This is a genomic window from Nonomuraea aridisoli (genome assembly GCF_003236395.1).
In the GTDB taxonomy this organism is placed as follows: Bacteria; Actinomycetota; Actinomycetes; order Streptosporangiales; family Streptosporangiaceae; genus Nonomuraea; species Nonomuraea aridisoli.
In genome coordinates this window covers 1-20,373 of record NZ_POUD01000100.1, presented here as the reverse complement: position 1 = coordinate 20,373, position 20,373 = coordinate 1, and the positions used below count along the sequence as shown (strand labels likewise).

Annotated in this window: 16 protein-coding genes and 1 tRNA gene; 8 read left to right on the top strand and 9 right to left on the bottom strand. The window is 70.5% G+C overall.

Annotated features, from left to right (window positions below; genetic code table 11):
- Positions 1-51 precede the first annotated feature (51 nt).
- On the top strand, positions 52-456 hold the full coding sequence (locus C1J01_RS23425; protein ID WP_111181125.1) for a hypothetical protein: 405 nt from the start codon (positions 52-54) through the stop codon (positions 454-456).
- A 64-nt stretch (positions 457-520) separates the two neighbouring features.
- On the opposite strand, the gene C1J01_RS23420 is transcribed toward C1J01_RS23425, so the two are convergent.
- Positions 521-1,813, bottom strand: coding sequence for an ABC transporter substrate-binding protein (locus C1J01_RS23420; protein WP_111181124.1), 1,293 nt, complete (start codon positions 1,811-1,813; stop codon positions 521-523).
- 359 nt (positions 1,814-2,172) lie between these two features.
- Between C1J01_RS23420 and C1J01_RS23415 the strand changes: the two genes are divergently transcribed.
- Positions 2,173-2,835 (top strand): hypothetical protein, encoded by a 663-nt coding sequence (locus tag C1J01_RS23415; RefSeq protein WP_146615699.1) that lies wholly within the window; start codon positions 2,173-2,175, stop codon positions 2,833-2,835.
- 3 nt (positions 2,836-2,838) lie between these two features.
- Here the strand turns inward: C1J01_RS23415 and C1J01_RS23410 are convergent, their stop codons facing one another.
- Both C1J01_RS23410 and C1J01_RS23405 read right to left on the bottom strand, forming a co-directional pair.
- A complete protein-coding gene (locus C1J01_RS23410) occupies positions 2,839-4,140 on the bottom strand; it encodes an ABC transporter substrate-binding protein (RefSeq protein WP_111181122.1) in 1,302 nt (433 codons plus the stop codon).
- A 356-nt stretch (positions 4,141-4,496) separates the two neighbouring features.
- Positions 4,497-5,081 carry an ANTAR domain-containing response regulator gene (locus tag C1J01_RS23405; RefSeq protein WP_268958738.1) on the bottom strand — a complete coding sequence of 195 codons (585 nt, stop codon included), beginning with the start codon at positions 5,079-5,081 and terminating at the stop codon, positions 4,497-4,499.
- 112 nt (positions 5,082-5,193) lie between these two features.
- Here C1J01_RS23405 and C1J01_RS23400 point away from each other — a divergent pair.
- Positions 5,194-5,270 (top strand) — tRNA-Leu (locus tag C1J01_RS23400).
- A 52-nt stretch (positions 5,271-5,322) separates the two neighbouring features.
- Here the strand turns inward: C1J01_RS23400 and C1J01_RS23395 are convergent.
- Entirely contained in the window at positions 5,323-6,054 is a 732-nt protein-coding gene (locus tag C1J01_RS23395) for an SDR family NAD(P)-dependent oxidoreductase (protein ID WP_111181120.1), read from the bottom strand.
- A gap of 71 nt (positions 6,055-6,125) precedes the next feature.
- Here C1J01_RS23395 and C1J01_RS23390 point away from each other — a divergent pair, with 71 nt between their 5' ends.
- The 3 genes from C1J01_RS23390 (at position 6,126) to dapD (ending at position 8,446) form a co-directional block, all read left to right on the top strand.
- Positions 6,126-6,959, top strand: coding sequence for a LysR family transcriptional regulator (locus C1J01_RS23390; protein WP_111181119.1), 834 nt, complete (start codon positions 6,126-6,128; stop codon positions 6,957-6,959).
- 76 nt (positions 6,960-7,035) lie between these two features.
- Entirely contained in the window at positions 7,036-7,458 is a 423-nt protein-coding gene (locus C1J01_RS23385) for a pyridoxamine 5'-phosphate oxidase family protein (protein ID WP_111181118.1), read from the top strand.
- Between the two features lie 25 nt (positions 7,459-7,483).
- A complete protein-coding gene (gene dapD / locus C1J01_RS23380) occupies positions 7,484-8,446 on the top strand; it encodes a 2,3,4,5-tetrahydropyridine-2,6-dicarboxylate N-succinyltransferase (protein ID WP_111181117.1) in 963 nt (320 codons plus the stop codon).
- Between the two features lie 154 nt (positions 8,447-8,600).
- Here the strand turns inward: dapD and pyk are convergent, their stop codons facing one another.
- The 5 genes from pyk to gltB all read right to left on the bottom strand — a co-directional run bounded on the left by pyk (position 8,601) and on the right by gltB (position 18,237).
- The gene (pyk, locus tag C1J01_RS23375) at positions 8,601-10,031 is read right to left on the bottom strand and encodes a pyruvate kinase (RefSeq protein WP_111181116.1); all 1,431 of its coding nucleotides are present in this window, start codon (positions 10,029-10,031) and stop codon (positions 8,601-8,603) included.
- 35 nt (positions 10,032-10,066) lie between these two features.
- Complete coding sequence (locus C1J01_RS23370; RefSeq protein ID WP_111181115.1) at positions 10,067-10,414, bottom strand: DUF2784 domain-containing protein; 348 nt, start codon at positions 10,412-10,414, stop codon at positions 10,067-10,069.
- A complete protein-coding gene (locus tag C1J01_RS23365; RefSeq protein WP_235854610.1) occupies positions 10,411-12,093 on the bottom strand; it encodes a S8 family peptidase in 1,683 nt (560 codons plus the stop codon). The genes C1J01_RS23370 and C1J01_RS23365 overlap by 4 nt, the downstream gene beginning before the upstream one ends.
- Before the next feature lie 146 nt (positions 12,094-12,239).
- A complete protein-coding gene (locus tag C1J01_RS23360) occupies positions 12,240-13,718 on the bottom strand; it encodes a glutamate synthase subunit beta (RefSeq protein WP_111181113.1) in 1,479 nt (492 codons plus the stop codon).
- A 13-nt stretch (positions 13,719-13,731) separates the two neighbouring features.
- The gene (gltB, locus tag C1J01_RS23355; RefSeq protein ID WP_181448924.1) at positions 13,732-18,237 is read right to left on the bottom strand and encodes a glutamate synthase large subunit; all 4,506 of its coding nucleotides are present in this window, start codon (positions 18,235-18,237) and stop codon (positions 13,732-13,734) included.
- A gap of 270 nt (positions 18,238-18,507) precedes the next feature.
- Here gltB and C1J01_RS23350 point away from each other — a divergent pair, with 270 nt between their 5' ends.
- Positions 18,508-20,061, top strand: a complete 1,554-nt coding sequence (locus C1J01_RS23350) for a bis-aminopropyl spermidine synthase family protein (protein WP_111181112.1) — start codon at positions 18,508-18,510, stop codon at positions 20,059-20,061.
- A gap of 123 nt (positions 20,062-20,184) precedes the next feature.
- Complete coding sequence (locus C1J01_RS50040) at positions 20,185-20,325, top strand: hypothetical protein (RefSeq protein WP_181448923.1); 141 nt, start codon at positions 20,185-20,187, stop codon at positions 20,323-20,325.
- Positions 20,326-20,373 lie beyond the last annotated feature (48 nt).

Below are 20,373 nucleotides of genomic sequence, written 5' to 3'. Positions count from 1 at the left end.
ATCGGGAAGGGGCCTCCTCAGGAGGCCCCTTCTTCGTTTTCAATGTCTGCTGTGAACCGTTCGGCGATGGTGGCGCTGATCCTGCCCCTCCTGCTCGCCGGCTGTCAGGAGGACGCCTCCTCGGCCCGGAAGTACAGCACCGGCGGCGACCCCGCCGACAGCCCCTGCGCCCGCGTGGTCTCCATCATCGGGTACGCCGACCTGTTGCTGGAGCCGAAGGGCGAGGAGGAGCGGCAGGACTTCGAGGACGCCGTGCTGGGCCGCATAGCCGAGGTGCGCGGCACCACGCAGGAGTTCGGCGACCGGCTTCCCGGCGCGCTGCGGGACGCCGTAGGGGCCGTCGAGACGACGACCGAGGGGCTGTCCAGGAGCGACGTGCCGCACGAGCGGCAGGTGGAGCTGCTCAGGCGGTACCGGGCGGCGGCCGACCGGATCGTGGCGGGCTGCCCGGGGTGACTCCGGGCACGGGAAAGGGCCCGGTCGCGGTGACCGGGCCCTTGAAGCGTTCGGCGGTGAGTCGTCAGCCGGCGATGTTGCCGGTGCGGTACTCCAGCGCCTTCACCGGGTAGGTGTTGTCGTCGCCGTACTGGTAGATGCCGATGGTGGCGGTGGCGGGGTCACCGGCGTCGTTGAACTCGATCGGACCGCTGACGCCGTCGTAGTCGATGTCCGTGCCGGCCTTCAGCAGGTCGACGCACTCCTTGAAGTTGGTGCACTTCTCGCCGCCCTTGCTGACCTCGGCCAGCTTGCCGGCGATGTCGACGCCCGCGTCGCTCTTGGCCGCCTCGGCCGCCAGCGCGATCAGGTTCGCCGCGTCGTAGGACTCGGGGGCGTAGGTGAAGTCCTCGAGCTCGGGGTCGACCTCCATGAGCTTCTGCCGGAACTCGTCCGGAGCGGCGGCACCGGGGTAGGTGCCCTTGACGCCCTCCAGCGTGCCCTTCGGGAGCTCCTTGTAGTTGGTGTTCGACATGTTGCCGTCCACCATGTACCACTTGTGCTTGTCAGCCGGCATGCCCTGCTTGACCAGCTCCTGCACGACCTTGAGGGTCTCCTCGAAGCCGATCAGGACGATGCCCTTGGGGTTGGCGGCCTTGAGCCGGGCGACGTCGGCGGAGAAGTCGACGGCCTTCGGGTCGTAGTCGATGCGCTCGACCACCTGGCCACCGCCGTCGGTGATGGTCTTCTGGACCTGGTCGGCCAGGCCGGTGCCGTACGAGTCCTGCATCGCGACGACGCCGACCGTGTCGTTGCCGTCGGAGATGACGAGGTCGCCGAGGACGCGGCCCTGGAGCTGGTCCGGCGGCGCCGTACGGAAGTACAGGCCCTTGTCGGCGATCGTGGTGAACTTGTCGGAGGTGTTGGCGGGCGAGAAGTGCACCACGCCCGCGCCCGTGATCTTGTCGATCACCGACTCCGACACCGACGAGGAGGCGGCGCCGATGATGGCGTCGGCCTTCTGCGCCAGCAGCTTGTCCACCGACTGCGAGGCGATGTTCGTGGTCGTGTCGCCCGAGTCGGTGTCGTGCTTGACAACCGGCTTGCCGAGCACGCCTCCGGCCTCGTTGATCTCCTTGAGAGCGAGGTCCACGCCCGCGAACTCAGGCGGGCCGAGGAACGCCAGCGAACCGGTCTGGGGCAGCAGCGTTCCGAGGGTCAGCGTGCCGTCGCCCTTGGCGGCGGGCGCCGACGAGGCCGGCGCGGCACTCTGAGAAGTCTGCGTGGCGGTGTCGCCGCCACCACCGCAGGCTGTCAGGGCCAGGCTCGTGGCAGCCACGACAGCCAGCGCCCGTCCCACGGGAGCAATGCGGATCATGAAGTGTCTCCTTCATTTCCAGGCCGGGATCCGTCAGCACCGCCGAGCGTTCCCGATCGAATGACGGAAACGTACAAAATCGCTGCGTACTCGAACTAGATGCGGAGAGGAACTGTCGGCACTTGGATGCGGAGTCGTAATCAGTCCTCAACTTACGGACCAGGGGAAGGAGGCTTAATGTGCGATGAGTGAAGCGGATCTGCGCCCTACTGGCAGCGGTCGTCCTCATTGCCGGTTGCGGCGGGGCCGAGCCGTCCGCCCAGGCGCCGGCGGGTGTTTCGGTCTCGCTGGCCCAATGGCGTTCCGACGAGCCGGTCCACCGTCTTCAGGTCGCTGTCCGAAATACCGGCGAAACATCGGTGTTTTTCGCCGACGTCCAGCTCGTCACGCCGTCATTTAGGACGCTTCCCCCTAAAAAGGTCGAGACCACTATCGGCCGGACCAATCGTACGGACATCCCCATCCCGTACGGTGCCGCCCATTGCACCCCGGACCGCCTGCCGGAGCTGCGCCCGGCCACCGTCGTGGCGCACGTCGCCACCGGCTCCGAGCAGCCGCGCAAGGTGGTGTTCAAGGTGCCGCACCCGGATCCGCTGCTGACCAGGCTGCTGCGCGACGAGTGCTCGCAGTTCCTCATCGAGCAGGCGGCGGGCATCGCGTTCGGCCCGCGGTGGACGGAGGCGGGCGGGGTCATGCGGACGACGCTGGTGCTCACCCGGCGCGGCGCGGGCGAGGTGGCGGTGCGCGACCTGGGCGGCACGACGCACTACAACGTCGGCCTGGAACGGCGGCCGCCGGGCGTGCTGTCGGCCGACCGGCAGCGGATGGAGGTGCCGGTCGAGCTCACCCCCGCCCGCTGCGACGGGCACTCCTTCGGCGAGGCGAAGAAGGCCTTCATGTTCCCCGTCCGGGCGAGCCTGGACGGGGGTGAGGAGCGCGTGGTCATCGTGACGCCGCCCAAGCCGGTGCAGGACCGCCTGATCCGCTACGCGCAGCGGGCCTGCGGCCTGGGCGGCGGCTGAGCCTCAGCCCTCGATGTTGCCGGTGCGGTACTCCAGCGCCTTGCTGGGGAACGTGTTGTCCTCGCCGTACTGGTAGACGCCGATCGTGGCGACGGCCGGGTCACCGGCGGCGTCGAACTCGACCGGACCGCTGACGCCGTCGTAGTCGATGTCCGTGCCGGCCTTCAGCAGGTCGACGCACTCCTTGAAGGTCTTGCACTTCTCACCGCCCTTGCTGACGTCGGCCAGCTTGGAGGCGATGGAGCGGCCGGAGTCGTCCTTGGCGGCCTCGGCGGCCAGCGCGATCAGGTTGGCCGCGTCGTACGCCTCGGCGGAGTAGGTGTAGTCGTCGAGGTCGGGGGCGACCTCGGCGAGCCTCTTCCTGAACTCCTCGGGGGCCTCGGCGCCGGGGGTGGTGCCCTTGACGCCGGTGAGCGTGCCCTTCGGCATCTTCACGTAGTTGGTGTTCGACATGTTGCCGTCCACCATGTACCACTTCACCTTGTCGGCGGGCATGCCCTGCTTGACCAGCTCCGCGATGACCTTGGCGGTCTCCTCGAAGCCGATCAGCACGACCGCCTTCGGGTTCTTGGCCTTGATCTTGGCGATGTCGGCGGAGAAGTCGGCCGCCTTCGGGTCGTAGTCGACCCGCTCCACGACGGTGGCGCCGGCCGCCTCGGCGGTCGCCTTGACCTGGTCGGCCAGGCCGGAGCCGTAGGAGTCCTGCATCGCCATGATGGCGACCGTGTCGTTGCCGTCGGCCACGACGACGTCGCCGAGCACGCGGCCCTGGAGCTTGTCCGGCGGCGCGGTACGGAAGTACAGCCCGTTGTCCTGGATCGTGGTGAAGGTGTCGGAGGTGTTGGCCGGCGAGAACTGCACGACCCCAGCACCCGTGATCTTGTCGATGATCGACTCGGACACCGAGGAGGAGGCGGCGCCGATGATGGCGTCGGCCTTCTGCGCCAGCAGCTTGTCCACCGACTGCGAGGCGATGTTCGTGGTCGTGTCGCCCGAGTCGGCGTCGTACTTCGCGACGGGCTTGCCGAGCACGCCTCCGGCGTCGTTGATCTCCTTGACGGCCAGGTCCACGCCCGCGAACTCGGGCGGGCCGAGGAACGCCAGCGAACCGGTCTGCGGCAGCACCGTACCCAGGGTGAGGGTGCCGTCGCCCTTCGCCGGCGGCGCGGACGAGGCCGCCGTGGACGGGGCCGCGGAGCCGGTCGTCTGCTGCGCGGCCGTGTCGCCGCTGCCACAGGCCGTCAGAGCCAGGCTCGCCGCGGCCGCGACGGCCAGCACGCGTCCTGCTGGAGCAATGCGAATCATGAAAGAGACTCCCCATGTCTCAGCGAAGGAACGATCACCTTCACTGCGTTTGCCGAGCTCAGCATGCCTGCCTGAGAGAGTCGGCGGGAGTTCTGGACAGTCATTTATGCCGATTTGTGATGTCTTTGACACATACGGTTATGCAACATCTCAGGAGAGTTACGGCCAGTGTCCAAAATAAGTAGACTTAAGCCGAAATTTCGGGATCGGTCTCACTATGTGAAATGCCCGGGCCGGCCCCCGCACGCCATTAGCGTGCCTTCGCGGCCGTCATGGCCCATGAACCCCGCGGCGCCGCCACGGTGATACGTCGGACGGCGACCGGCAGGGCGTGGATGCGCCCCACCGGCCGCGGGTCACGATCGTTCGGCCGCGTCGTCGATAACGATCTGGGCTACCTCGCGCATGCTCAGCCGCCGGTCCATGGACGCCTTCTGGATCCACCGGAACGCCTGCGGCTCCGTCCAGCCGTGCTGGGCCATCAGGTGGCCCTTCGCCCGCTCCACCAGTTTCCTGGTCTCCAGCCGATCCGACAGGCTCGAGACCTCGGCCGCCAGCGCCACCATCTCCTCGTGCCTGCTCACCGCCATCTCGATGGCCGGCACCAGGTCGGCCTTGGTGAACGGCTTGACCAGGTAGGCCATCGCCCCCGCGTCGCGCGCCCGTTCGACCAGGTCACGCTGGGAGAAGGCGGTCAGGATGAGGCAGGGGGCGATCCGGTCCGCCACGATGCGCTCGGCCGCCGAGATGCCGTCGAGCACGGGCATCTTGACGTCGAGGATGACGAGGTCGGGTCTCAGCTCGGCGGCCAGCCGGATCGCCTGCTCGCCGTCACCGGCCTCGCCCACGACGACGTAGCCGTCCTCCTGGAGCATCTCCTTGAGGTCAAGCCGGATCAGAGCCTCGTCTTCCGCGATCACTACTCGCCGCTGCGTACTCACGAGCAGAAGAGTACAGACGTCCGGTAGATTGGAGCCACGCCGGATCGATGTGGCCCAGGGTTGGGCTAAGCTTCGATCACGCGCTGCCCATGCGTCCGGAGATCTCGGACATGCCCCGGTATTCCAACTGGGAGAGAAAGCGGATTCAAAACCCGCACAGTGTGGGTTCGAATCCCACCCGGGGCACCATCCAAGCCGCTCGGCCCTTGCGGCCGGGCGGCTTCGGCTTCTCCACCATCTGTCACCACGGCACGGGCCCGTCGTCGTCGAAGAAGCCGCCCGTCGGGCCGTCCCCCGGGAGCGTGGCCAGGCGGATCACCACCGCCGCTCCCTGCGCCGCCGTACGGGTGATGGGGAACGGCAGGTCCTTGGTGAAGTCGGTCGCGCACGCGCCCGGGGCGGCGGCGTTGACCAGGATGCCGTCCTTGCGCAGCTCCCTGGCGTACTGCACGGTGAGCTGGTTGAGCGCCGTCTTCGACACCGGGTAGGTCGCCGAGGCCGGCAGCCCCGACATGTAGTGGCCGGGGTCGGTCTGGTGGGCCAGGGAGCCGACGCCGCTGGAGACGTTCACGACGCGGGGCGCGGGTGAGCGCCTGAGCAGGGGCAGCACGGCGTTGGTGACCATGAGGACGCCCACGACGTTCGTCTCGAAGACCTCCCGCAGCGTCGCGGCCGGGGTGGCGCTCGGCGGCTCCCCTAGCGGCCCCGAGACGCCGGCGTCGTTGACGAGCACGTCGAGGCGGTCGAGCGACGCGGCGACGGCCCCGACGGAGTCCGGGTCCGTGACGTCGAGCACGACCGCCCGTACGTCGCCGCCCTCCGCGCGCAGCCGGGCGGCGGCCCGCTCGCCGCGGGCGCGGTCACGGGAGCCGAGCAGCACGCTCATGCCCCTCGCCGCGAGCCCCGCGGCCACCTCGTGGCCGATCCCCTTGTTCGCCCCCGTCACCAGAGCGGTCATACCGGAAGAAGTCATGTCGCAAAGCACACCATCGCGCCCGGTTCACGGGCCAACACCGGCTGGGTCGCGGCCCATACCCTGACGGTATGGAGACGCGCGAGCTGGCCTACTTCGCCGCCGTCGCGGAGGAGCTGCACATCGGCCGGGCGGCGGCCCGGCTGGGCATGGCGCAGCCGCCGCTGTCCCGGGCGATCCAGAAGCTGGAACGGCGGCTCGGCGTGCGCCTGCTGGAGCGGTCGAGCCGCGGCGTCACGCTCACCCCGGCGGGCGAGGTGCTGGCCAGGGAGGCCGCCAAGGTGCTCGACGCGGTGGCCGCCGCCACCGCGCGCACGCGCCGGGCCGGGCGGGCCGACCCGCGGCTGGTGGTGGCGCTCAAGCCCGGCGGCGACGGAGGCCTGCTGCCGGACATCCTCGCGGCCTACCCCGCGCACCCGGACGCCGTCGAGGTGGAGCTGGTGCTGTGCGGGGTGGCCGAGCGGGCCCGGCTGGTCCGCGCGGGCACGGCCGACGTGGCGTTCCTGCACAGCCCGTACGAGGACCTGACAGGGTTCGGCAGCGAGCCGCTGGTGAGCGAGGGCAGCGTGGCCGTCGTGCCGGCGGGCCATCCGCTGGCCGGGCGCGAGCGCGTCCGGCTGGCCGATCTCGACGCCGGGCCGGTCCCCCGCTGGCCGCGCGACCACTCCGAGATCACCGATCCGGCGGCGTTGCTGCAGCTCGTGGCGCTCGGCCGGCTCGTCGTGGTGGCTCCGGAGTCGGCCGGCGAGCTGGTGCGGCGCGACCTGGTGTGCGTGCCGGTCGCCGACGGCCCGCCCACGACCGTCGTGCTGGCCTGGCCGGAGGAGGCCCGGTCGCGGGCGCTGGCGGCGTTCGTCCGTACGGCGGCGGCCGTCGCGAAGGGCCACGGCGACGCGGACAGATGATCGCGTGGGCGACTTTTCAGGATCCTTCCCACAGGGAATAGCCGGTGCACGATCTATGCATACGGGGGTGGGCGGGATGCCGTTGAGCGTGGCGGCCCGGGAGGCGTTCCTGGCGGAGGCGCACATCGCGAGCCTGGCGGTGGAGGCGGGCAAGGGTCGCGCGCCGCTGACCGTGCCGGTCTGGTACGACTACAGCCCCGGAGGTGAGATCCGGTTCCTGACCGACGGCGACTCGCTCAAGGCCCGGCTGATCGCGAAGGCGGGCCGGCTGTCGATGCTCGTGCAGCGCTCCAGCCCCACCTACCGCTACGTGTCGGTGGAGGGGCCGGTCGTGCAGTCGGGGCCGACGACGCTGGAGGAACTGACCCGCATCTCCGGCCGCTACCTGCCGCCGGAGGCCGTGTCGGGCTACGTCCACGGCTCCGACCTCAACGTGCTCGTGACGTTCCGGGTACGGCCCGAACGCTGGCTGTCGGCCGACCTGGGCGCCCTCGGCTGACCTGCGGAACGGTATTTTTGGGCCCGTGACTGCTATCGATCCCACCTCGACCGGCGCCTTCGGCGTCGGCCTCGCGACCATCGCCGCCGACGGCACCGTACTCGACACCTGGTTCCCAGCTCCCGAGCTGGGCGACGCGCCCGTCACGGGCACGCAGCGCCTGTCCGCCGAGGAGGCGGGCGAGCTGGCCGAGCTGACCGGCCCCGACGCGGCGCGGGGCGTGGAGGTGGTGGCGGTGCGCACCGGCATCGCCAAGCTCTCCGAGGCGCCCGTCGACGCCCACGACGTCTACCTGCGCCTGCACCTGATCTCGGCCCGCCTGGTGCGGCCGCACGGCGTCAACCTCGACGGCGTGTTCGGCCTGCTGGCCAACGTGGTGTGGACCAACTTCGGCCCCTGCCCGGTGCCCGACTTCGAGCGCGCCCGGCTGCGGCTGCGGGCCAGGGGCCAGGTGACGGTCTACAGCGTGGACAAGTTCCCGCGCATGGTCGACTACGTGCTGCCGTCGGGGGTGCGCATCGCCGACGCCGACCGCGTACGCCTGGGCGCCCACCTGGCCGCCGGCACCACGGTGATGCACGAGGGCTTCGTCAACTTCAACGCCGGCACGCTCGGCGCCTCGATGATCGAGGGCCGCGTCTCGGCCGGCGTGGTCGTCGGCGACGGCTCCGACGTGGGCGGCGGCGCCTCGATCATGGGCACGCTGTCGGGCGGCGGCAAGCAGGTCATCTCGATCGGCGAGCGCTGCCTGCTGGGCGCCAACTCGGGCCTCGGCATCTCGATCGGCGACGACTGCGTGGTGGAGGCGGGCCTGTACGTGACCGCCGGCACCAAGGTGACCCTGCCCGACGGCACGGTCGTCAAGGCGGCCGAGCTGTCGGGCTCCGACGGCATCCTGCTGCGCCGCAACTCGCAGTCGGGCGCGGTCGAGGCCGTGCCGCGCAAGGGCCAGCGCATCGAGCTCAACGCCGCCCTGCACGCCAACTGACACCCTCCGGCGGGCGCCCTGTGGCCACGGAGGCGGCCCACAGGGCGCTCGCGTGGCGGCGGCCCGCCGGTGAAGGGTCAGCGGCCGTTTCCCCGGAAGGCCCTCAGCCGGAGTGCGGCGGGTGGCGGGCCACGGCGCGCCGTAACGGAAGGCCTCAGTGGGCGTGTGAGACGGCGGAGCCGATCGTGTGGACGCGCAGCGCGTTGGTCGAGCCCGGCGTGCCGGGAGGCGAGCCGGCCACGATGACCACCTTGTCGCCCTTCTCCAGCCGGCCCAGCGACAGCAGCGACGCCTCGACCTGCCGCACCATGTCATCGGTGTGGTGGACGAACGGCACCTGGAAGGTCTCCACCCCCCAGGTCAGCGAGAGCTGCCCGCGCACGTGGGGCGAGGAGGTGAAGGCCAGCAGCGGGATAGGCGAGCGGTAGCGGGCCAGCCGCCGCGCGGTCTCACCGGACATCGTGAACGCCACCAGCGCCTTCGCCCCGACGATCGCCCCGACCTCGGCCGCGGCCCGCGCGATGGCGCCGCCGGTGGTCTCCGGCATGCGCTCCAGCGTGTGGGTGGCGCTCAGGGAGTGTTTCTCCGCGGCGCACGCGATGCGGTCCATCGTGGAGACGGCCTCGATCGGGTAGTTGCCGACCGAGGTCTCGCCCGAGAGCATCACCGCGTCGGCGCCGTCCATGACCGCGTAGGCCACGTCGGAGGTCTCGGCGCGGGTCGGGCGCGGGGAGTTCATCATCGAGTCGAGCATCTGGGTGGCGACGATGACCGGGTGGGCCTTCTCGCGGCACAGCTCGATGATGCGCCGCTGCACGATCGGCACCTCCTCCAGCGGCAGCTCGACGCCGAGGTCGCCGCGGGCCACCATGATGCCGTCGAAGGCGTCGACGATCTCGGGGAGCCGGTCGACCGCCTGCGGCTTCTCGATCTTGGCGATCAGCGGCAGCCGGACGGCCTCCTGCTCCATGATGTTGCGCACCACGTCGGCGTCGGACGGGCGGCGCACGAACGACAGAGCGATCATGTCGAAGCCGGTGCGCAGCGCCCAGCGCAGGTCGGCCTCGTCCTTGTCGGTCAGGGCCGGGGCGCTGACGTTGACGCCCGGCAGGTTGAGGCCCTTGTTGTCGGAGATCATGCCGCCGATGACGACGCGGGTGATGATCCGCTCCCCCTCGACGCGGGTGGCCTCGAGCACGAGGCGGCCGTCGTCGACGAGGATCGTGTCACCGGGGCGGACGTCCTTCGGCAGCCCCTTGTAGGTGGTGGAGACCTGCTCGCGGTCGCCCGGCACGTCTTCGGTGGTGATGGTGAAGACGTCGCCGAAGCCCAGCCTGACGGGGCCCTCCTCGAACGTGCCGACGCGGATCTTGGGGCCCTGCAGGTCGGCGAGCACGCCTACGCCGCGGCCGAGGTCGGCCGCCACCTCCCTGACCCGGTCGAAGACCTCTCTGTGCAGGTCATGGGTGCCATGACTGAGGTTGAACCGTGCCACGTCCATGCCCGCGGCGATCAGATCGCGGAGGCGTTCCTTGGACGATGTGGCGGGGCCTAGGGTGCAGACGATTTTCGCGCGACGAGTCACGAGTCCTACCTTAATTGGTACAGACCACTTGGCAGTCACTGACGCCGGAGAACGTACCCGACGTAGGAGAACAGAACGAGAACGGCGACTCCCAGACGTGCCAAGTTCGTGTGCTCCTCTGGGTAGATCACGCCCTCGATGTAGTGGTCGATGAATCCGCTGGGCGGCAGCCCCACCTGGCCGGCGTTGCGCCGCCCCCAGTCCTCGACGTGGGTCAGGGGGCAGTCGACACCGGCGACCGACAGCACCCCCCAGGCCACTACGGCGAGATGTAACCCGATCGTACGCCGCCACCGCCATGCCAGGAACCCGCCCACGGCCAAGTACGCCAGGAAAGCGAAGTGCACCACCATCGCGATGTCCGCCACGAGGCGATACATCATGGTTCGACAGTAGCGGCCTTCCAGGCGTTCACGATGCCGTGGCCGTAGAAACCGTTGTCCGCCGTGTCGCCTTCGCAGGCGTGTGTGACGCTCTGCCCGTACGCCTTGTAGACGTACTCGCGCGGCGACGGGCAGGACTTGCGGGTCGCCGTCCTGTAGAGCAGCTCCTCCACCGTGGCGGGGGCGAGCTCCACGCCGCCCCTGCCGGGCTTGCCGAAGCGGCTGATGAGGATGGCGGCGACGCCGGTGGCGTGCGGCGCGGCCATCGAGGTGCCTTCGAGGTACTGGTAGTAGGCGCAGGTGCCGCCCTTGCAGCTCTTGACGACGTCGGGGCCCTTGGGCTCGCCGTCGGCGTCGATGCGGCCCGCCTTGCGCAGCACGCGCTCGGGCGCGGCGGCCAGGATCCCGCGGTCGACCTTGGCGCCGCCCTGCCCGTCGAGCACGTCGCCGCCGGGCGCGGCCACGTCGGTCTGCTCCACGCCGTAGTCGCTGTAGATCGCCTTGCGGCCGGAGGGGCCGACGGAGGAGACCGAGATGACCCCGCGCGATTCGGCGGGGACGCTGAGGCAGGAGTTGTCGACCCGGCGTGTCTTCTCACTGCCCTTCGGGTAGCCGGGGCTCTGCCGGTCGACCGTGGGGCGGCCGAGGTCGGTGGAGCCGTTGCCGAGGGCGGAGACGATCGTGACGCCGCGCGCCCTGGCGTAGTCGACGGCGCGCTGGATGCCGGTGATGATGGCGCGCTGCTCGAGCTGCTGCTTCCTGGTGTCGGCGGAGTTGTCCGTACAGTTGAACAGCCACGGGTCGACGAAGTAGCTCATGTTGACGACGTCCACGCCGATGTCGGCGGCGTAGGCGAGGGCGTCGAGGCTGGGCTTGAGGAAGAAGAACCCGGAGTCCTGACCGGCCCGGATGTTGACGAGCTGCACGCCGGGCGCGACGCCGGCGATGCCGATGCCGTTGATCGGAGAGGCGATCGTGCTGGCCACGTGGGTGCCGTGGCCGTCGTCGTCGGCGTCCACGGGGTCCTTGCAGCCGCTGACCTCGCAAGGACCGTCGAGTGTCTCGCCCTTGTCGTCCTTGGGCCGGTCGGTGACGAAGTTGCGGCTCAGCTCGCGGTTGAAGTTGGGGGCGATGTCGGGGTGCTTGCCGTCCACACCGGTGTCGATGACGCCGACCAGCACCTTCTTGGTGCCGGGGACCTTGGCGTTGGCGCGCTCGGCGCCGATCATCCGCATGTCCCACTGGCGGCCGGCGAGCGGCTCGCCCCTGCGCTCGATGAACGAGCCCTCGTCGGGGAAGGCCGCGTTCCCGGCCGGGCGGCCCGCGGCGACGCCGATGCGCCGGTCCGGGGAGACGCCCACGACGGACGGGTCCGCGCCGGCGTCCACGGGGAAGTCGTCGCCGCCGGCCCTGGCCATCAGGTAACCGAGGCGGGTGTCCGCCGACAACCTGGTGCCGCCGGCCCGTTCGACGGCGGCCTCGGCCTCGTCGCGTTTGCCCGGGGCGTAGAAGACGAGGTATTCGCCCTTGCCCGCGCCGGGGCTCTTGGCCTGCTGGGCGGAGGGGGTGCCGCTCTGCTCGGCGACGCGGTCGTGCGGCCGCTGGGCCGTCGTCGATGAGCAGGCGCCGAGCGCGACCACGGCGGCCAGCGCCGACAAGCCAGAGACGACCCGCCGCATAGTTCCCCCATCCACCGATATGCCGCAGAATCTGCATCTTCCCCGGCACTTATCAAGTGATGCAACCTACTACCGAAATTTCGGTCGATGGGGGGCGAAGCGGGCGTAACCGGCGGGCCGGGGACCCCGGCCCGCCGTACGCGGGATCAGACCAGCGGGCGCGCGGTCGGCAGGATCGGGTACGGCAGCGCCGTGTCCCCGGTCAGGAACCGGTCCACGCCCGAGGCGGCGGCGCGCCCCTCGGCGATGGCCCACACGATGAGCGACTGCCCGCGGCCCATGTCACCGGCCACGAACACGCCGTCCACCTTGGACATGTACGTCTTGTCGCGCGCCACGTTGCCCCTGGCGTCGTAGAAGCCGTCACCGGCGGCCTCGGCCAGGTCCTGCAGCAGAGCGCCCTTCTCCGGCCCGACGAAGCCCATGGACAGCGTGACCAGCTCGGCCGGGATCTCCCGCTCGGTGCCGGGGATCGGCTTGAACCCGTTCTGCGGCCCCTCGACGCCGACCAGCCGCAGCGCCCGCACGTTGCCGTCGGCGTCGCCGGCGAACTCCGTGGTGGAGACGGCGTACAGACGCTCACCGCCCTGCTCGGCCAGCTCCTCGTGGGCGCTCTCGACCTTGAACAACATCGGGTACGTCGGCCACGGCTGGTTGTCGGGCCGCGTACGGGGCGGCATCGGCATGATCTCCAGCTGGGTGACCGACGCGGCGCCCTGCCGGATCGCCGTGCCGATGCAGTCGGCGCCGGTGTCGCCGCCGCCGATCACCACCACGTGCTTGCCCTCGGCCGAGATGGGCGACCTCGCGAAGTCGCCCTCCTGGACCTTGTTGGACAGCGGCAGGTACTCCATCGCCTGGTGGACGCCGTTGAGCTCGCGCCCGGGCACCGGCAGGTCGCGCCACTGGGTGGCGCCACCGGCGAGCACCACGGCGTCGAACTGCTCGCGCAGCTGGGCGGCCGTGACGTCGACGCCGACGTTGACGCCGGTGCGGAACTCGGTGCCCTCGGCCCGCATCTGCGCCAGGCGCCGGTCGATGTGGCGCTTCTCCATCTTGAACTCGGGGATGCCGTAACGCAGCAGGCCGCCGATGCGGTCGGCGCGCTCGAACACCACCACGTCGTGCCCGGCCCTGGTCAGCTGCTGGGCGGCGGCCAGGCCCGCGGGCCCGGAGCCGACGACCGCGACCCTCCTGCCGGTCTTGACGGGCGCCGGCTGCGGGGTCACCCAGCCCTCGTCGAACGCGCGGTCGATGATCTCGACCTCGACCCGCTTGATCGCCACCGGGTCGGCGTTGATGCCGAGCACGCACGCCGCCTCGCACGGAGCCGGGCAGAGCCTGCCGGTGAACTCCGGGAAGTTGTTCGTGGCGTGCAGCCGCTCGATCGCCTCGCGCCAGTCGGTGCGGTAGACGAGGTCGTTCCACTCGGGGATGAGGTTGCCCAGCGGGCAGCCGTTGTGGCAGAACGGGATGCCGCAGTCCATGCAGCGGGCCGCCTGCTTGGTCAGCTTCTCCTGCGAGAAGTCCTGGTAGACCTCACGCCAGTCGCTGATGCGCACGTCCACGGGGCGGCGCGCCGGCAACTCCCGGTCGTGCGTGAGAAAACCCTTCGGGTCAGCCATCGGTACGCCTCCCTTAGCCCTGAACCGCAGCCGCCATGACGGCCTCGTCGATGTCCCTGCCTTCGATGCGGGCGGCCTCGGCGGCCTCCAGCACCCTCTTGTAGTCGGTCGGCATGATCTTGCCGAACCTGCCCAGCGCCGCATCCCAGTCGGCCAGCAGCTGCTTGGCGACCGGCGAGCCGGTCTCCGCGAAGTGCTTCTCGACCGTCTCCTTGAGGAACTCGGCGTCCTGCTCGGTGATCGCCTCGATGGCCACCATCTCGCGGTTGACGCGCTCGGTCCGCAGGTCCAGCAGGTACGCGACGCCGCCCGACATGCCGGCCGCGAAGTTGCGCCCGGTCGGGCCGAGCACCACGACCTTGCCGCCGGTCATGTACTCGCAGCCGTGGTCGCCCACGCCCTCGACGACCGCCGTGGCGCCGGAGTTGCGCACACAGAACCGCTCGCCCACGACGCCGCGGATGAACACCTCGCCGGAGGTGGCGCCGTACAGGGCCACGTTGCCGGCGATGATCTGCCCGTCGAGCGGGGCCGCCTCGTGCGGGCGCACGGTGACGCGGCCGCCCGACAGGCCCTTGCCGAGGTAGTCGTTGGCGTCGCCGGTCAGCCGCAGCGTGATGCCGCGCGGCGCGAACGCGCCGAACGAGTTGCCCGCCGACCCGGTGAACGAGATGTCGATGGTGTTGTCGGGCAGGCCCTGGCCGCCGTACCGCTTGGTCACCTGGTAGCCGAGCATGGTGCCGACCGTGCGGTTGACGTTGCGGATGGGCAGCTCCAGCGTGACCGGGGTGCCGTCCTTGAGCGCGCCCTCGGCGAGCTGGATGAGCGTGTTGTCGAGCGCGTGCTCCAGCCCGTGGTCCTGGCCGACGATCCGGCGCAGCGCGGTGCCCTCGGGCAGCTCCGGCCGGTGCAGGATCGGCGACAGGTCGAGACCGCTCGCCTTCCAGTGGTTCTCGGCCGCCGACATGTCGAGCATCTCGACGTGGCCGATCGCCTCGTCGAGCGAGCGGAAGCCCAGCTCGGCGAGGTATTCGCGGATCTCCTGGGCGACGAACTCGAAGAAGTTGACCACGAACTCGGGCTTGCCGGAGAAGCGCTTGCGCAGCTCGGGGTTCTGCGTGGCCACGCCCACCGGGCAGGTGTCGAGGTGGCAGACCCGCATCATCACGCAGCCGGAGACGACCAGCGGCGCGGTGGCGAAGCCGTACTCCTCGGCGCCGAGCAGCGCCGCGATGACGACGTCGCGGCCGGTCTTGAGCTGGCCGTCCACCTGGACGACGATGCGGTCGCGCAGGCCGTTCAGCAGGAGCGTCTGCTGGGTCTCGGCCAGGCCGAGCTCCCACGGCGCGCCCGCGTGCTTGAGCGAGGTCAGCGGCGAGGCTCCGGTGCCGCCGTCGTGGCCGGAGATGAGCACCACGTCGGCGTGCGCCTTCGACACGCCCGCGGCGACCGTGCCGACACCGACCTCGGCCACCAGCTTCACGTGGACCCTGGCCTCCGGGTTGGAGTTCTTCAGGTCGTGGATCAGCTGCGCGAGGTCCTCGATCGAGTAGATGTCGTGGTGCGGCGGCGGCGAGATGAGGCCGACGCCGGGCGTGGAGTGCCGGGTCTTGGCGATCCACGGGTAGACCTTGTGGCCGGGCAGCTGGCCGCCCTCGCCGGGCTTGGCGCCCTGGGCCATCTTGATCTGCAGGTCGGCCGCGTTGACGAGGTATTCGGAGGTGACGCCGAACCGGCCCGAGGCCACCTGCTTGATGGCGCTGCGGCGCTCGGGGTCGTACAGGCGCTCGGGGTCCTCGCCGCCCTCGCCGGTGTTGGACTTGCCGCCGAGGCGGTTCATCGCGACGGCGAGCGTCTCGTGCGCCTCGACCGAGATCGAGCCGTACGACATCGCGCCGGTCGAGAAGCGCTTGACGATGCTCTCGACGGGCTCGACCTCCTCGACGGGGATCGACTTGCCCTTGCGCAGCTTGAACAGGCCGCGCAGCGTCATCAGCTGCTCCGCCTGGGAGTCGACGAGGTTCGTGTACTCCTTGAAGATCTCGTAGCGGCGCGTCCTGGTGGCGTGCTGCAGCTTGAAGACCGTCTCGGGGTTGAACAGGTGGGGCTCGCCCTCGCGCCGCCACTGGTACTCGCCGCCGACCTGGAGCCTGCGGTGCGGGTTCTCCACGCGCGGGTAGGCGTGGCGGTGGCGCTGCGCGACCTCCTCGGCCAGCACGTCGAAGCCGACGCCGCCCAGGCGCGAGGTGGTGCCGGTGAAGCAGGAGTCGATGACCTCCTGGCTCAGGCCGAGCGCCTCGAAGATCTGCGCGCCGGTGTAGGAGGCCACCGTCGAGACGCCCATCTTGGACATGACCTTGATGACGCCCTTGCCGTACGCCTTGATCAGGTTGCGCACGGCCTTGCGCTTGTCGATCGGCAGCGCGCCGGCGTCGGCGAGGTCCTCGATCGTCTCGATGGCGAGGTACGGGTTGATCGCGCCGGCGCCGTACCCGATGAGCAGGGCCATGTGGTGGCACTCGCGGGCCTCGCCGGTCTCGATGACCAGGCCGATCTTGGTGCGGGTCTTCTCCTGGATCAGGTGGTGGTGCACCGCGCCGGTCAGCAGCAGCGCCGGGATCGGGGCCATCGACTCGGACGAGCCGCGGTCGGACAGCACGATGATGCGCGCGCCGTTCGCGATCGCCTGCGAGGCCTCGGCCCTGATCTCCTCCAGCCGGTGCAGCAGCGCCTCGCCGCCGCCCGCGACCTCGTACAGGCCGCTGATGACGTACGGGTGGAAGCCCGGCAGGTCGTGCTCGTCGTTGATGTGGATGATCTTGGCGAGCTCTTCGTTGTCGATCACCGGGTACGGCAGCACCAGCTGCCGGCACGACGACGGCCCCGGCTCAAGAAGGTTGCCCTCGGGCCCGAGGGTGCTGGCCAGCGAGGTGACCAGCTCCTCGCGGATGGCGTCCAGCGGCGGGTTGGTGACCTGCGCGAACAGCTGGGTGAAGTAGTCGAACAGCAGCCGCGGCTTCTCGCTCAGCACGGCGACGGGCGTGTCGGTGCCCATGGAGCCGATCGGCTCGGCGCCGGTCTTCGCCATCGGCGACAGGATGATGCGCAGCTCTTCCTCGGTGTAGCCGAAGGTCTGCTGCCGCTTGACGAGCGCCTCGTGCGTGGGGATCTCGCGCTGGCGGGCGGGCAGCTCCTCGAACCGCACCAGGCCGGCGTGCAGCCAGTCGGCGTACGGCAGCTCGGCGGCCAGCTCCGCCTTGATCTCGTCGTCCTCGATGATCTTGCCGCGGGCGGTGTCGATGAGGAACATCCGGCCGGGCTGCAGGCGGCCCTTGCGGACGACGTCCTCGGGCTTGATGTCGAGCACGCCGGCCTCGGAGGCGAGCACGACGAGGCCGTCGGCGGTCACCCAGAACCGGCCGGGGCGCAGGCCGTTGCGGTCGAGCACGGCGCCGGCGAGGGTGCCGTCGGTGAAGGTGATCGAGGCGGGGCCGTCCCAGGCCTCCATCATCGTGGAGTGGAACTCGTAGAACGCGCGCCGCGCGGGGTCCATCTCGGTGTGGTTCTCCCACGCCTCGGGGATCATCATCAGCACGGCGTGCGGCAGGCTCCGGCCGCCCATGTGGAGGAGTTCGAGGGCCTCGTCGAAGCTGGCGGTGTCGCTCCCCTCTGGGTCACAGATGGGGAAAAGTCGTGAAATATCGCCCGGGATGTGGGCGGACTGCAGCATCGCCTCACGGGCCCGCATCCAGTTGCGGTTGCCCTTGACGGTGTTGATCTCACCGTTGTGCGCGATGTAGCGGTACGGGTGCGCCAGCGGCCAGCTCGGGAACGTGTTGGTGGAGAAGCGCGAGTGCACCAGCGCGATCGCGCTCTCGTAGCGCTCGTCGCTCAGGTCGGGGAAGAACGGCTCGACCTGCTCGGGGGTGAGCATGCCCTTGTAGACGACCGTCCTGGCCGACAGCGACGGGAAGTAGACCCGGGCCTCGTGCTCGGCGCGCTTGCGCAGGCAGAAGGCGAGGCGGTCGAGGTCGAGACCCGTACGCCCGGCGGGGTCGGACACGAAGAGCTGGGCGAAATGCGGCATGACGGCCCGGGCGCTCGGCCCCGGCAGCGTACGGTCGACCGGCACCTCGCGCCAGCCGAGCACCGTCAGGCCCTCCTCGGCCGCGATCTCCTCGATCAGGCGGACCGCGGCGCCCCTGGCCTCGTCCTCCACGGGCAGGAAGGCGATGCCGGTGGCGTAGGAACCGGCGGCCGGCAGCTCGAAGGGCACGACCGCGCGGTAGAACGCATCGGGGATCTGCGTCAGGATGCCGGCGCCGTCGCCGGTGTCCGGCTCGCTACCCTTGGCCCCCCGGTGGTCGAGATTGCACAGCGCCGTCAGCGCCTTCACCACGATCCCGTGGTCACGCCGCCCCGCGACGTCGGCCACCATGGCGACACCACAGGCGTCATGCTCGTTGGCGGGGTGGTACAGGCCCTGGGGCTCGGGGAAACCGAGGTGGGCAGCAGGCATTGAATCCCTCCCGTCGTCATCGTCTGTCGTGAACTGCTGTACAGGCGGGGACGACGTTGGCCCTGCTGCATATCGTGGGTAGAGATTACCGCACCCTGCCGGAATGGTGCCCACAGCGTCCGCATTGCGAACATTGGCCACCATCCAGCATGCGAACTCCCTATCTCGAACCTCGGACCAGGCGGGCGGCATTCCCGATCCGGCCGACCAGTTTCGAGCCGCCTTCGCCTGGGCGACCGGCGTCCGGCGAGAGGTCGATAGGGTTCCACCATGGAGCGTGTGGGGGTCGAGCGGCTGCTCGCGCAGGCGGGGGTCGACAGCAGGCGGTTGCGGCACGCGCTGGCCCTGGTGAGCGACGGCCAGTGGTGGACGCTGGCCGACGTGGTCAGGCAGAGCGCCACCTCCCGGCGCACCGTCGAGTCGCTCGTGCGCGAGCTGCCCCTGGAGCACGAGGGCGACCGGTTCCGCATGCGGCTCGTCGACACGCCCGGCTACCAGGACCTCCTGGCCGTGGCGCCGCCGCCGGAGGACCCGGTGGCCCACCTGGTGCCCCACTACGGCCACGTGCTCGACCGCCTCACCGACCTGATCGCGAAGGCGCCACGGGCCCGCCACGTGCTCGACCACGTCTCCGCCACGCCCGAGACCGTGCTGCGGCGGGCGCTGCTGCTCGGCGCCCGGTTCTGGCTGCCGGGCGCGCGGCTGCTGTGCGTGGGCGACCACGACCTGACCTCGCTGGCCGTCAAGCTCGTCCATCCCGAGACCGACGTCACGGTGGTCGACGTCGACGAGCGCATCCTGGCCTACATCGACGACCAGGGGCTGGGCGTCCGCACCCGCTGGGCCGACCTGCGGCTGGGGCTGCCGCCGTCCGCGCGCGAGCACGACCTGGCCGTCACCGACCCGCCGTACACGCCGGAGGGCACGGGACTGTTCGTGGCGCGCGCCCTGGAGGGGCTGAAGGACGACGGGCGCGTGCTGCTGGCGTACGGCGCCAGTGAGCGTACGCCGATGCTGGCCCTGAAGGTGCAGCAGGAGCTGTCACAGCTCAACCTGGTCTACGAAGCCGTTCACCCCGACTTCAACCGATATTTCGGCGCGGAGGCCATCGGCTCGTCCGCCGACCTCTACATCCTGCGCCCCACCACCAAGACCCGCCCCGCCGTCCGGACACGCCTGAGCCGCCTCACCACCGCCATCTACACCCAGGGCCCGCAGTCGGTGGAGAGCACCGCGGAGACGTCCACGGCCTCGGCGGCCCTGGCGGCGCTGGCGGGTTTCGAGCCGGACCTCCTGGTGGGCGACTGGCCCAAGGACCTCACCCCACCACGGGTCAAGCTCTCGACCTGGCTCGCCAAGCCGTACGCCGCCGCGCCCTCGCGCGTCGCCGTGGCCGTGCCCCCGGGCCTGGAGTCCGCGCTCCCCCGCCTCCTCCTGGCGACCCGCGCCTCCCACGTCCGCGTCCTGCTGTCCGGCGCGGTCCCACCGCTCCCCCGCCCGCTCTCCACCGTGTACGACCTGCGCCCCGCCGACGGCGTCCTCGACGCCGTACGCCTCCCGCAACCCACCGACGAGGCCGCCTCGGTCCTGCGCCGCATCCTCGACAACGGCCACGCGAAACTGGCCAACACCTGGCGCGAGGCCCTCATCGCCGTCGCCCGCTCCCAGGGCACGACCCTCACGAAGAACGACGCCCGCACCCTGATCCGCCAAACCGCCCCCTGGTCCGACGACCTGACCCCGCTGGAAACCCCCGTCCACCACCTGACGGCCCTACCACCCGCCATCACCACCACAATCACCGCCCTCACCACCACCCTGTAGGCACGCCGCCGCCCGATACACCTCACCTCGCCACCCCCATTCAGGGCACCGCCCAAACCCAGAGCACGACCCCTACGGGGCGGTGTGGAGACGGGCCGGGCAGAGAAGAAGGAACAGGAATCGGTGTTCGCGGACGGCGATTCCGGGCCGGCCGGTTCAGGTGGCGGCGACGACGCGGTTCTGGACCACTTCGAGAAGTTCGGCTCCCACCTGCCCAAGGAGCTGTGGGACGAGTACAACGCGCTGCTCGACCGCCTCGGCTGAGGCGGCTGACGGCGGTCCCGGCGGACCGTCGCGGCTCTCCACACAGGC